A 13,033-nucleotide genomic window follows, 5' to 3' on the forward strand; every position below is an offset into this window, starting at 1 on the left:
CCGCCGTCGTCGGTGGCCCCGCGCTCGGGGTCCGCGAACACCGCTCACGCGGCCCGGCTCAGGGCGTGAGCACGTTGATCAGGCTCAGTTCGGTGTCGTAGACGGCGACGTCGCCGGTCCCCGTGCGCAGGCCCGCCACCCGGGACCCGTCCTGGGACAGGGCCATGGGGAACACCCGGGGCAGGTCCGGGCCCAGCGCGACCTCGGTCGCCGAGGCGTACCGCCACGCGACCATGTCGCCGCGGCCGGTGGAGGGGTCCAGGCGGGCGGCGAACACACGGCCGCTCGCGGCGCTGTACGCGACGTCCACCAGGATGCCCTCGTCCGAGCCGGGAACGAACTCGCGGACGATCGCTCCGGTTCCGGGCACGACGAGGAACACGGAGCCGGAGCGGATGAGCAGCACGGCCGAGCCGTCCGGGACGAGGTCGAACGAGGCCGCGCCGACACCGGCGCGCTCACGGATCAGGCCCCGCAGCGAGAGGCTCCCGGTGTCCCACACGGCGATCCCGCCGCCCTCCTCGCCGCCCGCCACCACGCTGCCGTCGAGCGAGTACCTGATCGAGCCCAGTACGCCCGAGCCGGACAGCCGCGCCTCCAGCTCCCAGGTGCGGGTGTCGTGCAGGTGCAGGTGCCGTCCGTCGGGGTCGCCGCGCACGCCCAGCGCGAGTGAGGAGCCGTCGGGGCTGAAGGCGATCGACCGCACGGCCCTCTCCTCGCCGACGTCCCGCCTCCTGCCGGTCTCCAGATCGACGACGGTGGCGCCGTCGAGGGTTCCGTAGGCGAGCAGGCACCCGTCGGGGCTGAACGCCGCCGGGGTCGGCGGCACGGCGGAGGAGTCGTGGTCGATGCGGGCGATGGCGCGCGACTCCCGCCAGTCCCACAGGGTCACCGTGTCGATCTGGGAGACGGCCAGGACGGAGCCGTCGGGCGAGAAGGACAGCGCGAGCGGCACGTCCTCGGGGAAGGAGGCCATCGGGGTCCCGGTCGGCGCGAGGCTGTCGGAGACGGCCGATCCGGTCGCGGAGCAGTCGGCGGCGCCCTCGGCCGCCTGGGGGTCCCAGGAGGGGGCGGTGAAGGAGTACAGCCCCACGCTCACCAGGAGCACCACCACACCGGCCAGCGCTGCCGCGCGCAGCAGGGAGCGGCGGCGGCGTTCCCCGAGCCGTGAGGGTTCTTCGGGGTGGAGGGGGCGCATGGGTCCTCTGGGGGGGTGTTACGGGGGTGAGCGAGGACGGCCCGACGGTTCCGGGCCGGTGCGTGTGTGGTTGTCAGCAGCCACCGTAACCCCAGAAGACCGCTGGTGGGGAATGGTTCTGGAGGGTTCGGACAGGTTATGTGCCTGTCTGTCAGTTTTTGGTGCCTTAGGTCCGAAGATCTCTCGGCCGGAGGAAGGCCGCAGGGACGCGCGGCGGGCGAAAGGTCCGCCGGGGCCTTTGGAAACGGGACGCGGGAACGCCCGTGTGCCAGGGGATTTCGGCTTTACGCCGAACCGGGGCGTGTCGAACCCTCCTGCGCGGGTAGGCGAAGGGGCAAGGGATCGTCCGCACGCGCGCCGGACAGGTGGCCGAGGGGCGTGTGCGGGAAGAGGGTCGTCTCCACGGGAGAACGGCGCCGCGCGGGGCGACGGGGTCCGCGCGCGGGGCATGGGGACGCCGACAGGCGTGCCGGGCGCGTTCAGCGCCCGTACGAGGCCGTGCGCCGGACAGGGGAGTGCGCGGGCGGGTACGTGTGCGGAGCGGGCTCCGCGGGCGGCAGCCGGGGCCTCAGCGGGGCTGCGCTGGCCGGGGGCCTCGGATCCGGCCGTGCGGCCTCAGGCCGCGACCGTGTGTTTGATGACGCTGCCGTGGCCGTAGACCGGCTCGGGCCCCTGCGCGAAGGGGTTGAGGAGCTCGGCGGCGCCGACGGGGTCGCTCGCGGGGTGCGAGACCGGGCCGCCGTGGAACAGGTCGTTCCAGAAGAAGCGGCCGTCGCGACACCAGACGTTGACGTCCCGCTGGACCGAGACGACGGCCAGCTCGGAGCTGCCCGACCAGTAGAACTGGCGGGGGGTCACGGAGGCGAGCTCGCCCAGGAGTGCCGTGATCGCGCGCTGGGCGCAGAAGGCGTGGCGGGGCTTGTGCTTGATTCGCCTGGCGAGGGCCGATTTCGCCCGGGAGGCCCGGGGGTTGTTCAGGCGCCAGTGACTCAAGGTCGTCTCCAGTGGTCTAGGTTGCCGCGGTGCCGTGTTCGCTTGTGCGGCCACGTCGCCGCGGATCGAGGTGCTCCGCCTCAGGTGGCCTTGGCGGGTTCCCTCCACAAAGTTGGTGAGGCGTGAACGGTGTCGTTACCTCGTAGTTATTCTTTGCGCTCCGGATGCTAGCAGCAACTGACCCCTTGTAGTCGAGGCTTCTACAAGTGACCAATATCACATTTAACGAATGTGTCTCGACTTCACCAAATCAAGAACTACCAGCTCAGGGCATGTATTCCGAACACCAGACCGTTTTTTGAGCCTCCCGAAAAGCCTGTCCGTTTGTGTGGGAGATGTCGCCAGTGTCACTCGTTGTGGCGACTCTTGGCGTGTTTGTCGTGACTCTCCGCGACTTAGTGCAGGTTGCGGGCCCTTGACCCGGTCAAACCCCGGCTTTGCCGTCCACGCCTCCTCCCGACATGCCGGTGTTCCCGTCGGTTTTGCCCACGCTTTCACCCCGGTGTAAGGGCTGGTCCCGTATGTGGAGGACACTGGAACGGTCGTACGAAACGGAGAGAAGTCGCCCAGTGACACAGACCGAGACATCCGGTGACCGGACTACTGCACGGGAGGGCGTCGTGGCCTCCGAACCCGCTGGCGGCGCCAGGGCCTGGCTCGTGTGGGGCGTCGCCGTGGGCGGGTACTTCCTGGCGATGCTGCACCGCAACGGTCTGGGTGTGGCCGCCCTGGAGGCCCAGGCCCGCTTCGACGTCGGACCGGCTCTGCTGTCCCTTCTGCCGATGCTGCAACTCCTGGTGTACGTGGTCCTCCAGGTGCCCACCGGGTTGCTGGCCGACCGGCTCGGGCCCCGCTACACGCTCGTCATGGGCATGGCGGCGATGACGGTCGGCGCGTGCCTGTTCGCGCTCGCCCCCGGCATCGAGGTGGCGGTGGCCGGGCGGTTCCTCATCGGTCTCGGCGACGCCCTGGTCTTCCTCAACGTCATCCGCCTGGCGGCCCTGTGGTTCCCGCGTTCGCGCTACGCCCTCGTCAGCGGGCTCACCGGCGTGGTCGGCGGAACGGGGCAGGTGGCCAGCGCCGCGCCGATGGCCTGGGCCCTGGAGGGCTTCGGCTGGGTGGCCGCCTTCCTGGCCACCACGGTCCTGACCGCGCTGATGGCCCTGCTGATGCTGGTGGTCGTGCGCGACCGCCCGGCCGGTGCGGCGGGCCGTTCCACGGTCGCCGACCCGATCTCGGTGTGGGCCGCGCTCAAGGAGGCGCTGCGTTCGCGAGGCCCGCAGATCGGCATGGCCCACCACGCGGCCGTCATGGCCCCGTTCACGATGATGATGGTGTTGTGGGGTTACCCGTTCCTCGTGGGCGGCCTGGGGCTGTCCGAGGACACCGCCGCCCTCACCCTCACCGCCCTGGCCGCGGGCGGGCTGTGGATGGCTCCGCTCGCGGGCGTCGTGATCGGGCGCAGCCCCGGCGTGCGCCGGTGGCTGGGGCTCATCCTGAGCACGACGCTGAGCCTGGGCTGGCTGCTGATGGTGGCGTGGCCCGGGGGAGTCCCGGTGGCCCTGGGGCTGACGGTGCTCGCGGCGAGCGCGATCGGGCAGACCCTGGCGCCGACGGTCTCCTTCGACTTCGCGCGCGACGGGATCCCCGCGAGCCGGACCGGCGTCGCCTCCGGCCTGGTGAACATGAGCGGGTTCACGACCGCCGTGGTGTGCACGGTGGCGGCGGGCGCGCTGCTCCAGACGCTGCCGGAGGGCCCCGAGGCCTACCAGCTGGCGTTCGTGCCGATGGCCGTCGCCACGGTGTGCGCGACCGCGGCGCTGTACTACTTCGTCCTCCGCCGCCCGCGGGCCTAGATCGTTGACGGGGTTGTCGCGTGCCCTGGTCAGTGGTCGCAAGCGTTCGATGACCGCTTGACCGGGGCGCCGATCAGCCAGTCGTTCCGGATCACGGCATCGGGTACCACGATGCGCCGACACATCCCTGCCCGCAACCCCTCCGCGGCCCACGCTGGCCCGGCATCGAACTGGGCTTCACGGCGCAGCGCGGTCCGTGCGGGGACATCACCCCGACCCTCGACGCCGACGCTGTGCTCGGCCTCCCATGATCTCCACGTCGCCTACGCCGACGGCCTCCGCGTCGAAGACGGTCCGTTGCCGGGGCTGCGTGACGCGGACGGTTCCAGGCATGACCCGGACCGGACGGGGCTCGTCCGGCCTCTGGGCAGGTGCTCAGCCCCGCGCCTGGTCGATCCGCTCCCTGAGCCAGTCGGAGAGCGCGTCGTCGTTCCGGGGGAACTTCCCCAGTTCGAAGACGTAGCTGTCCGGAGACGGGGGGATCGGGTGGACCCCCAGCTCCTTGTCGTAGTGGAATTGCGCGTTGAACTTCCCGGGCCTGGTCACCGAGATCGACATGCCGAGCCAGGTCCCCTTGCCCTCCTGGTACATCTCACTCTTGAGGAACTTGGCCTTCTTGTCGACGGAGCGCGGATGGCGCTTCCTCTCCGTCTCTCCGTTCTCGAAGGTCACGAGGTTCTCGCTCGCCGCGCCGCCCCCGATGTAGTCATACCGGTAGTTCATCGAGGTCCAGCCGTCCGGAGCGGCCTCGACCAGTTCAAGTGCCATGTCGCGCACCAGCTCCTGCTGCTCGGCAAGATCCATCGAACTTCCTTCCGCTCCTTCCCCGGGTTCCGCGTGGGACGGTTGCCGTAATCCGGAGTCGTCTGTTCCACCCCGTTGAGTATCCAGTCCACCGGGGTTTCCGAAGGTAGGGCTCCTGTTCCATTCGTTTCCTCGGGGCGGTTCCTGCCGTGCCGCTCCGCATGACTGTTGAGGTTTCCCTGCCTCTCCTGGAATCCTTTTCGGTCGAAATCCGGGAGTGAAAGGAGGGAGGGGGTTCGTTGGCGGTGCCGTGCGCCGGGCGTACGGCACCGGGGGGCAGCCGCCGACGCCGTCGAGGGCGTCGAGCCCGGCCTCGGTCTCGGGAGCCCTGGGCTCGCCCCCGAGGTGGTCGGGGAGCCTGCCCCGGTACAGGCCCGCCGTGTCGATGTCGATCGTGCCGGTGGTCGACAGGGAGAAGCCGCCGCCGCGCTCGTACATGCGGATCAGCGGTTCGAAGGGATCGGGCAGGTCCGGCAGGGGCACTCCGGCATCGCGGGCTGCTGCCAGGTGCAGCGCCCACACGCAGCTCCTGCCCACCGTCGGGTACTGATCGATGACCACCGGGCTCTCCAGCACACCTTCGACCACCTCGTCCGCGGCGCGCACGCCCGGCGCCGCGAATTCCGCGATGTCGTAGAACGGCCATCCCCTGGTACCCAGGGCACGTGTCCACACGGCCGAGCGGCGCAGGTACTCGCGCATCAGCGCGACCCGCGACCGCGTGTGTTCCACGTCGCCGTCCCAGTCGATCGCGTGGATGCGGGCGGCGAGGTCGCTGACCGCGGTGGTGGTGCTCATCGGAATCCCTTTCGCAAGGGTCGGGGCGGCCGCCAGGGGGTGGCTCCTGCTCGTCGTGAGCGGTCTGCGGCGGTTCCTCCGAGTCAGGGGGGTTCGACCAGTTCGAACTTCATGGTGGCTCCTCCGGCGGCGCCTCTGTGCCCTCTCATCGGTCGTCCGCTCCCGGACGCGGACACAGGTATGTGATGTTCCAACCGCGTTGATGGTTTCACCGCCCTCGGACGAAAGGAAACCGCCCGCGCGAAAGGGTTTCGGCCAATCCGCATCCGACACCTACCGGTGGACGCTCCAGGGTGGTCTGGTCCTGCTCGCGCGCGTGCGTGCGGGGGCAAGGGGAGAAAAAGGGGCGTGCGCGCCCCTTGTGCCGTCCCGGGCCGCGTGGGATTTTCTCTGTCATGAGGTGGAGTCCGGAACGGTCCAGGGAGATGTTCGCGCGGAGCCGCGTCGCCAGGCTGGCCACGGTGGGAGAGCACGGGCAGCCCCATCTGGTGCCCGTGGTGTTCGCGGCCTACGGCGACACGATCGCGATCCCCGTGGACCACAAGCCCAAGACCACGTACCGGCTCAGGCGGCTGCTCGACATCGAGGGCAACCCCCGGGTGTCGCTGCTCGCGGACGAGTACTCCGACGACTGGGACCGGCTGTGGTGGGTCCGCGCGGACGGTGAGGCGCTGGTCCTGCACGACGGCCCGGCCTGGACCGAGGCCCGCGACAGGCTGGTTGAGCGCTATCCCCAGTACCGGGACACGCCGCCCGAGGAGGCGATCATCCTGGTGGAGGTCCGCCACTGGTCCGGGTGGTCGGTCGCGGAGGAACCCGACGCGGAGCCCGGCACGCCGGAACACTGACGACGCGAAACACTGACGGCGCGGGGAGCGTGCGTTCGACGGCGGTCCCTCTTCCGGCGTCACCGTCGGCCGCCGACGGTAGCGTCGGGGGCGGAACCGCCACCTGAATGGGGGGACCGCCGCGCACGGTCCTCTGGGTGGCGCCGGGGCGGGCCGGAGCCTCCCAGCGGACCGCGGCGGCGGATCCGGGTGCGGGCGGGGTCAGCCCGCGCGCCAGGTGGCGTCCTGGAGCGCGCCACCGGCCTGCGGGCCCATCAGGGAGAGTCCGCCGTCCACGAACAGCGAGGCGCCGGTGACGTAGGACGCCTCCGGCTTGGCGAGGAAGGCCACGGCCTCCGCCACCTCGTAGGCGTGGCCCGGCCGGGGCAGCGGGTACCCGGCGCGCGAGTCCAGCGCGGGCTCCTCCTCGTGCTGCCCGGTCATGGGCGTGGCGATCTCGCCCGGCGCCACCGCGTTCACGGTGATGCCGTACAGGCCCAGTTCCAGGGCCAGGACGCGGGTGAGCAGCTTCAGGCCGCCCTTGGCGGTGCAGTAGGCGCCCGCGGTCACCCGCGGGAACTCCTCGTGCACGCTGGTGATGTTGACGATGCGGCCGCCGCGACCGGCGTCGCGCATGTGCGCGGCCGCGATCTTCGAGCACAGGAAGGGCGCGTCCAGGTCCACGGACAGGACCTCGCGCCAGCGCTCGTAGCTGGTCTCCAGCAGGTGCTCCCCGGAGCCGGTGCCCGCGTTGTTGACCAGGACGCCGATGCCGCCGAGGTCCTCGATCAGCTCGGCGACGGCCTCCGAGCCCCGCACGGGGTCGGAGAGGTCGTGCTGGCGGACGGACACCCGGCGTCCGGTCTCGCGGATCTCGGCCTCCGTGCGGTGCACGCCCTCCGCGTCGCTGTGGAAGGTGACGCCGACGTCGAAGCCCTGCTGCGCGAGGCGGATCGCCGTCGCCCGGCCGATTCCGCTGTCCGCGCCCGTCACCACCGCCACGCGGTCGTAGTCGTCGAACTCCCCTGCTCCCTCGACGCGGTCGTCGCGTGCCATGCTCTGCCCCCTTCCGTGCGCCTCCCGGCGGCGCACGCGCTCGGGTGAGCGGCTACCCAGCGCCACCCCCCGTACACGTGGGACGAGTGGCGCGGACGTGCGGCGGAGCTGCCCGAGCGGGCGTGTTCCGGGCGTGTGGGACCGGAGCCGGTGAGCCGCGACCGGCGCGTCCCGCGCACGGGACCGTGGCGCGGGGCGTCCCGCTTGTCCACCGTCACGCTCCTTCAGCGACGGAACTTCGGGATGATCCTCGGATACCGCTTGGAGGTGGTCCCATGGCCGACGTGCTGATCCGGAACGTGCCGGAAGGCGTCCTGGAAGTCATCGACGCGGACGCCAGGAGGCAGGGACTGTCGCGTGGCGAGTACCTGAGACGCCTGTTGGAGCGGACAGCGCACCCCTCCGGCGGTGCGGTGACCGTGGACGGTCTGGCGCGCTTCTCCGAAGCCTTCTCCGACCTCGCCGATCCGGCGGTCATGAAACGGGCGTGGGAATGAGTCGCGGAGATCACGGGGCAACCGGTGGAGCGGCTGAGAACGGTCTGACCTAGGCATCCGCCGGAGGGCGGGGCGGCCCGGTGGCCGCCCCGCCCTCCCGCTGGGTCCGACGTGGTTAGAAGGCGGACTCGGGGACGTCCATCAGGTCCACCGTCACGCCCTCGGCGATGCGGCGCTCGGCGGCGATGCGCGGCAGGAACTGCTCGGCGAAGAAGCGCGCGGCGGCGATCTTGCCGGTGTAGAAGTCCTTGTCCTCGTCGCTGGCGCCGTCGATGCTGTTGAGGGCCACCTCGGCCTGGCGCAGCAGCAGCCAGGACAGGACGACGTCACCGAAGGCCATGAGCAGGCGGGTGGAGTTCAGGCCCACCTTGTACAGCTCGCGCGCGTCCTCGGCGGAGCCCATCGCGTGGCCGACCATGAGCTCGACGATCTTCTCGACGTTCTCGGCCGCCTCCAGGAGCAGCGCGCGCTCCTGCTTGAGCTGGCCGTTGCCCGCGTCGCTCTGCGCGAAGGCCTTGATCTCCCCGGCCAGCTTGCCCAGGGCCTGGCCGCCGTTCTTCACGATCTTGCGGAAGAAGAAGTCCTGGGCCTGGATCGCGGTGGTGCCCTCGTAGAGGGTGTCGATCTTGGCGTCCCGGATGTACTGCTCGATCGGGTACTCCTGGAGGAACCCGGAGCCGCCCAGGGTCTGGAGGGACTCGGCGAGCAGCGCGTAGGAGCGCTCGGAGCCCACGCCCTTGACGATCGGCAGCAGGAGGTCGTTCATGGCCTCCAGCTCCGTGGCGTCCTGGCCCGTGCGGTGCGCGATCTGGATCGCGTCCTGCTGGGTGGCGGTGTAGAGCACCAGGGCGCGCATGGCCTCCACGTAGGACTTCTGCGTCATGAGGCTGCGGCGCACGTCCGGGTGGTGGGTGATGGTCACCTTGGGGGAGTCCTTGCCCGCGGCCAGGTCGTTGCCCTGCACGCGCTCCTTGGCGTACTCCAGGGCGTTGAGGTAGCCGGTGGACAGGGTGGCGATCGCCTTCGTGCCGACCATCATGCGCGCGTACTCGATGACGAGGAACATCTGGCGGATGCCGTCGTGCTTGTCGCCCACGAGGTAGCCGATGGCGGGGTGCTTGTCGCCGAAGGTCAGCTCACAGGTGGTGGAGGCCTTGAGCCCCATCTTGTGCTCGACGTTGGTGACGTAGGCGCCGTTGCGCTCGCCGGGCGAGCCGTCCTCGTTGATGAGGTACTTGGGGACCAGGAAGAGCGAGAGGCCCTTGGTGCCGGGGCCGGCACCCTCGGGACGCGCGAGCACCAGGTGGAAGATGTTCTCGGTCATGTCCTGCTCGGCCGAGGTGATGAAGCGCTTCACGCCCTCGATGTGCCAGGTGCCGTCGCCCTGGTCCACGGCCTTGGTGCGGCCCGCGCCGACGTCCGAACCGGCGTCCGGCTCGGTGAGGACCATGGTGGCGCCCCAGCCGCGCTCGATGGCCAGCTCGGCGAACCGCTTCTGCTCCTCGTTGCCCTCGGAGTGGAGGATGCTCGCGAAGCCGGGACCGGCCGAGTACATGTGCACGGCGGGGTTGGAGCCGAGGATCAGTTCGGCGGCGGACCAGACCAGGGAGCGGGGGGCGCCCAGGCCGCCCAGCTCCTGGGGGAGGTCGAGGTTGTACCAGCCGGCGTCCATGTAGGCCTTGTAGGACTTCTTCAGGCTCTCGGGGAGCGCGACGGTGTTCGTCTTGGGGTCGAAGACCGGGGGGTTGCGGTCCGCGTCCTCGAAGGACTCCGCGATGACGCCCGTGGCGAGGCGGTTGACCTCGTCCAGGATCGTGCGGGCGGTCTCCTCGTCCAGCTCCTCGAAGGGGGCCTGCCCCAGGACGTCCTGGCGCTTGAAGACCTCGAAGAGGTTGAACTCGATGTCGCGCAGGTTGCTCTTGTAATGCGTCATGGACAGCTCCGCTGTGTCCCTGGCCGCGGTGTCTGTACACGCGGATCTACCGACTAGTAACAAGTCAATGTTACTACCGAGTAGCGACCTGCGCCAGTGGGAGGGAGGGAGTTGTGTCCCAGGGGATACCAAAAGGAGGGGCGGGTTTTCGTGAGGCGCGCTGAACGGGCTGTTCGGGGGCTCGCACGGGGCGGGGAGGCGCTGGCCGGGGCCTCCCCGCCCGTTCGGAGTCCGGCCTCAGCCGATGAGGACGTAGGGGCGCGTGGCGGGCGGAGCGCCGCCCGGGGGGACGGCGAACGTGGCCCACACGTGGGTGCCCAGGTCGGCCCAGGGGGTGAGGCGGAAGTGTCCCCAGGCTGTGGACAGGTTCTGCACGAGCAGCAGCCCGCGCTGGCCCTCGGCCCAGCTCCACTCGTCCTCCGTCCGCTCCTGCGGGACGGCCGGGATCGCGCCGCCTCCGCCGCAGTCGCTCACCGAGAAGCGGAGCGTTCGCGCGTTGGGCATCGACAGCGCGCGGACGACCTCGCCGTCCTCCCTTCCCGAATCCGTGTACTTGACGGAGTTCGCGAACAGCTCGCTGGCGCACAGCCGCACGGTCTCGACGAGGTCGCCGTCGAAACCGGCCAGGTCGGCCGCGAGGTCGGCGCGGACCCGCGCGAGCTGGTCCAGCGCTCCCGGGTAGACGCGGTGCTCCCAGCGGACGAGGGGGCGCGGAACCTTGGGGGTGCTCAGGAAGATCATGCCGGGACCGCCTGTCGGTGGTGCTCCGTGCGGGGCTGATGTGACTGCTGTGCTCGCTGCGTCCGCTCGGCTCGTTGCTGCTGTTGGTCGAGCCAGACGCGGGCGAGCCGGGTGAACGCGCGCCAGTCCTCGGAGTCCTCGCACGCTGGGGACGGAGGGCGAGGGGCGGGTACCGGGGCCGGTCCGGGTCCGAAGGCCTGCGCGAGGACCGGGACGGGAGCCTTGGTCGAGGCCGCAGCGGGGACCCGGGCCGGGACCGGGCCAGAGTCGGTCGCCAGGAGGTCGCCGGAGAACGGGGTGTTCGTGCCGGGCCGCTGGTCGAGGCGGATGGTGATCTCGCGCCGGGCCCGCGCGGCTCCGGGCTCGCGGGTTCCCGCGCGAGCCTCTGCGCGGGCCTGTTCTCGGGCCGCGTAGTAGGGGCGGACCAGGGCGATGTCCTCGGCGGGGAAGCGCACGCTCGGCGGGGCCAGACAGGGGGCGGTGGCTGGAGCGGGAGCGGCGGCGGGAACGGAGCCGGGAGCGGCGGGGCGCTCGGGGTGCCCGGGTCGCTCGGGGCGTTCGGGAGCCCGGTCGGTTCGTGCGGGAGGCGTGGTGGCCTCGACCGGAGCGCGGACCTGGTCGGGAACCGGGACGTAGCGGCGGACCCGGGTGGAGCGGCGGCGTCGGCCGCCGGTGGAGTGGCGTCCGCGAGGGGGCGCGAAGAGGGCCTTGACCGTGCCGAGGGCACGGATCAGGGCCGCAGCGCTAAACTGGCGCATGCTGGCAATCCTTGCTCTAAAAGGTTCGAAGTTGCTGGCCACGGCCCCGGACGGTGAGTAACCGTCGCGGGGTCATTGTGTGGATGGATTTGTGTGTCCGGTGCCAGATTAAGGGCAGGGGTGGAGTGGAAGCGAACTTTTCTGCGAACTACTCCAGGGTAATTTCGGCTTGACGGCATCTCCGCAGTTCAGTGGGCATGAACAACGCTTTCCTGGCTGTCCTGGAGTTCTGTGAAAATGGCCCTGAATGTCGTTATTGGTGACATTTGTTGAGAATGCCCGACACTGCATGGGCGCACGGCAAAGGCATCGTCTCGTGGGATGCCGTTTCCCGGCCGTCGCGGCTTGACGCCCGACCCGGTCGGCCTTTCGGCCGCCGCACTAGCCTGACCCGTATGGGGCTCAGGGGCTGTGGTCACGCGGACGTGCGGTTGCCTTCACCGTTGGAGGAGGTCAACGACGAGTTCCTGCGCGAGCACGGGGTCCGGCTGCTGCTCAAGCGCGATGACCTCATCAGCGCCGAGGTGCCGGGAAACAAGTGGCGCAAGCTCCACCTCAACCTTCAGGCGGCGCACGAACAGGGCCGTTCCACGCTGCTGACCTTCGGCGGCGCCTACTCCAACCACATCCGCGCGGTGGCCGCGGCCGGAAGGGCGTGCGGGTTCTCGACCATCGGCGTCATCCGAGGCGAGGGGCACCGGCCGCTCAACTGGTCGCTCGCCTATGCCACGGAACAGGGGATGCGGCTGGAGTACCTGGACCGGACCACCTATCGGGCCAAGCACATGTCGGAGGTCATCGACGGGTTGCGCGAGCGGTTCGGTGACTTCTACCTGCTGCCCGAGGGCGGGAGCAATGCCCTGGCCGTGCGCGGCTGCGCCACGATCGCTGACGAGATCGACGCGGACTTCGACGCCCTCTGCTGCGCGTGCGGTACGGGCGGGACCCTCGCTGGCCTGGCGGCGAGGTTGTCCGCCGGACGGGAGGCCATCGGTTTCTCGGTGCTGAAGGGCGGTGGCTTCCTCAAAGAGGAGGTGCGCCGGTTCCAGGAGGACGCGGGTGCGGTGACCGGCAACTGGTCGATCGAGACCGGCTACCACTTCGGGGGGTTCGCCAAGTACCCGCCCGAGCTGGCCGCCTTCATCCGGGAGTTCCACGCGCGCCACGGGGTGCTGCTGGAACGGAGCTACGTGGCCAAGATGCTCGCCGGGGTCTACGACCTGGCGGCGCGAGGAAGGTTCCGCCGGGGAGGCACGGTGGTCGCGCTCATCACCGGCCCGCCCGAGGGCGCGGATGACCAGAACGGGGGAGGTCGGGCGGCGACCTGAAAAGGGCGGCACTACGTGAGGAGTGCCGCCCTGTGGCCTCCGGCGGCTAGCCGAGGCTCTTGAGCGAGTCCACGAGCGCGGTCCACTCGGTGGCCGCGAACGACAGGTGCCCCAGTTCGCGGTTCTGCGTGTCTCGCAACGCCGTGGTGACGCCCTCGGCGACCTCGACACAGTTGGTGTCGGCGATGCTGTAGCTGCTCTTGTGCCATGAGGGTGCGGTCGGACAGAACTTCGCCTGATCCAC

At 70.4% G+C, this 13,033-nt stretch carries 12 protein-coding genes; 4 read left to right on the plus strand and 8 right to left on the minus strand.

Features of this window, described 5'->3' with window-relative positions; genetic code table 11:
* Positions 1 to 58 precede the first annotated feature (58 nt).
* Both NDAS_RS26905 and NDAS_RS26910 read right to left on the minus strand, forming a co-directional pair.
* Positions 59 to 1,198, minus strand: a complete 1,140-nt coding sequence (locus NDAS_RS26905; RefSeq protein ID WP_013156420.1) for a WD40 repeat domain-containing protein — start codon at positions 1,196 to 1,198, stop codon at positions 59 to 61.
* A 615-nt stretch (positions 1,199 to 1,813) separates the two neighbouring features.
* On the minus strand, positions 1,814 to 2,191 hold the full coding sequence (locus NDAS_RS26910) for a hypothetical protein (protein WP_013156421.1): 378 nt from the start codon (positions 2,189 to 2,191) through the stop codon (positions 1,814 to 1,816).
* A 569-nt stretch (positions 2,192 to 2,760) separates the two neighbouring features.
* On the opposite strand from NDAS_RS26910, the gene NDAS_RS26915 reads away from it, so the two are divergent.
* Positions 2,761 to 4,047: an MFS transporter gene (locus NDAS_RS26915; protein ID WP_041553459.1), complete on the plus strand. Its 1,287-nt coding sequence runs from the start codon at positions 2,761 to 2,763 to the stop codon at positions 4,045 to 4,047.
* A 375-nt stretch (positions 4,048 to 4,422) separates the two neighbouring features.
* Here NDAS_RS26915 and NDAS_RS28425 read toward each other — a convergent pair whose 3' ends face one another.
* Positions 4,423 to 5,649 carry an antitoxin YezG family protein gene (locus NDAS_RS28425; protein ID WP_013156423.1) on the minus strand — a complete coding sequence of 409 codons (1,227 nt, stop codon included), beginning with the start codon at positions 5,647 to 5,649 and terminating at the stop codon, positions 4,423 to 4,425.
* Between the two features lie 395 nt (positions 5,650 to 6,044).
* On the opposite strand from NDAS_RS28425, the gene NDAS_RS26925 reads away from it, so the two are divergent.
* Complete coding sequence (locus NDAS_RS26925) at positions 6,045 to 6,497, plus strand: TIGR03668 family PPOX class F420-dependent oxidoreductase (protein WP_013156424.1); 453 nt, start codon at positions 6,045 to 6,047, stop codon at positions 6,495 to 6,497.
* 201 nt (positions 6,498 to 6,698) lie between these two features.
* Here NDAS_RS26925 and NDAS_RS26930 read toward each other — a convergent pair whose 3' ends face one another.
* Positions 6,699 to 7,532: an SDR family oxidoreductase gene (locus NDAS_RS26930; protein ID WP_013156425.1), complete on the minus strand. Its 834-nt coding sequence runs from the start codon at positions 7,530 to 7,532 to the stop codon at positions 6,699 to 6,701.
* Positions 7,533 to 7,807: 275 nt separating this feature from the next.
* Between NDAS_RS26930 and vapB the strand changes: the two genes are divergently transcribed.
* Positions 7,808 to 8,029, plus strand: a complete 222-nt coding sequence (gene vapB, locus NDAS_RS26935; RefSeq protein ID WP_013156426.1) for a type II toxin-antitoxin system VapB family antitoxin — start codon at positions 7,808 to 7,810, stop codon at positions 8,027 to 8,029.
* Positions 8,030 to 8,144: 115 nt separating this feature from the next.
* On the opposite strand, the gene NDAS_RS26940 is transcribed toward vapB, so the two are convergent.
* The 3 genes from NDAS_RS26940 to NDAS_RS28305 form a co-directional block, all read right to left on the minus strand.
* Positions 8,145 to 9,962 carry an acyl-CoA dehydrogenase gene (locus tag NDAS_RS26940; protein ID WP_013156427.1) on the minus strand — a complete coding sequence of 606 codons (1,818 nt, stop codon included), beginning with the start codon at positions 9,960 to 9,962 and terminating at the stop codon, positions 8,145 to 8,147.
* A 237-nt stretch (positions 9,963 to 10,199) separates the two neighbouring features.
* The gene (locus NDAS_RS26945) at positions 10,200 to 10,703 is read right to left on the minus strand and encodes an ATP-binding protein (protein ID WP_013156428.1); all 504 of its coding nucleotides are present in this window, start codon (positions 10,701 to 10,703) and stop codon (positions 10,200 to 10,202) included.
* Positions 10,700 to 11,461: a hypothetical protein gene (locus NDAS_RS28305; protein WP_013156429.1), complete on the minus strand. Its 762-nt coding sequence runs from the start codon at positions 11,459 to 11,461 to the stop codon at positions 10,700 to 10,702. Before NDAS_RS28305 ends, NDAS_RS26945 begins: the two co-directional genes overlap by 4 nt.
* A gap of 425 nt (positions 11,462 to 11,886) precedes the next feature.
* On the opposite strand from NDAS_RS28305, the gene NDAS_RS26955 reads away from it, so the two are divergent.
* Positions 11,887 to 12,789, plus strand: coding sequence for a 1-aminocyclopropane-1-carboxylate deaminase/D-cysteine desulfhydrase (locus NDAS_RS26955; protein ID WP_232051617.1), 903 nt, complete (start codon positions 11,887 to 11,889; stop codon positions 12,787 to 12,789).
* 46 nt (positions 12,790 to 12,835) lie between these two features.
* Here the strand turns inward: NDAS_RS26955 and NDAS_RS26960 are convergent, their stop codons facing one another.
* Positions 12,836 to 13,033 (minus strand): DUF397 domain-containing protein, encoded by a 198-nt coding sequence (locus NDAS_RS26960; RefSeq protein WP_019609231.1) that lies wholly within the window; start codon positions 13,031 to 13,033, stop codon positions 12,836 to 12,838.

Source organism: Nocardiopsis dassonvillei subsp. dassonvillei DSM 43111 (assembly GCF_000092985.1).
GTDB lineage: Bacteria > Actinomycetota > Actinomycetes > Streptosporangiales > Streptosporangiaceae > Nocardiopsis > Nocardiopsis dassonvillei.

Bases quoted from the DNA above. Each gene is read 5' to 3' on its own strand.
- NDAS_RS26905 (WP_013156420.1), bottom strand. From the start codon at position 1,198: ATGCGCCCCCTCCACCCCGAAGAACCCTCACGGCTCGGGGAACGCCGC.
- NDAS_RS28425 (WP_013156423.1), bottom strand. From the start codon at position 5,649: ATGAGCACCACCACCGCGGTCAGCGACCTCGCCGCCCGCATCCACGCG.
- NDAS_RS26925 (WP_013156424.1), top strand. From the start codon at position 6,045: ATGAGGTGGAGTCCGGAACGGTCCAGGGAGATGTTCGCGCGGAGCCGC.
- NDAS_RS26930 (WP_013156425.1), bottom strand. From the start codon at position 7,532: ATGGCACGCGACGACCGCGTCGAGGGAGCAGGGGAGTTCGACGACTAC.
- vapB (WP_013156426.1), top strand. From the start codon at position 7,808: ATGGCCGACGTGCTGATCCGGAACGTGCCGGAAGGCGTCCTGGAAGTC.
- NDAS_RS26940 (WP_013156427.1), bottom strand. From the start codon at position 9,962: ATGACGCATTACAAGAGCAACCTGCGCGACATCGAGTTCAACCTCTTC.
- NDAS_RS26945 (WP_013156428.1), bottom strand. From the start codon at position 10,703: ATGATCTTCCTGAGCACCCCCAAGGTTCCGCGCCCCCTCGTCCGCTGG.
- NDAS_RS28305 (WP_013156429.1), bottom strand. From the start codon at position 11,461: ATGCGCCAGTTTAGCGCTGCGGCCCTGATCCGTGCCCTCGGCACGGTC.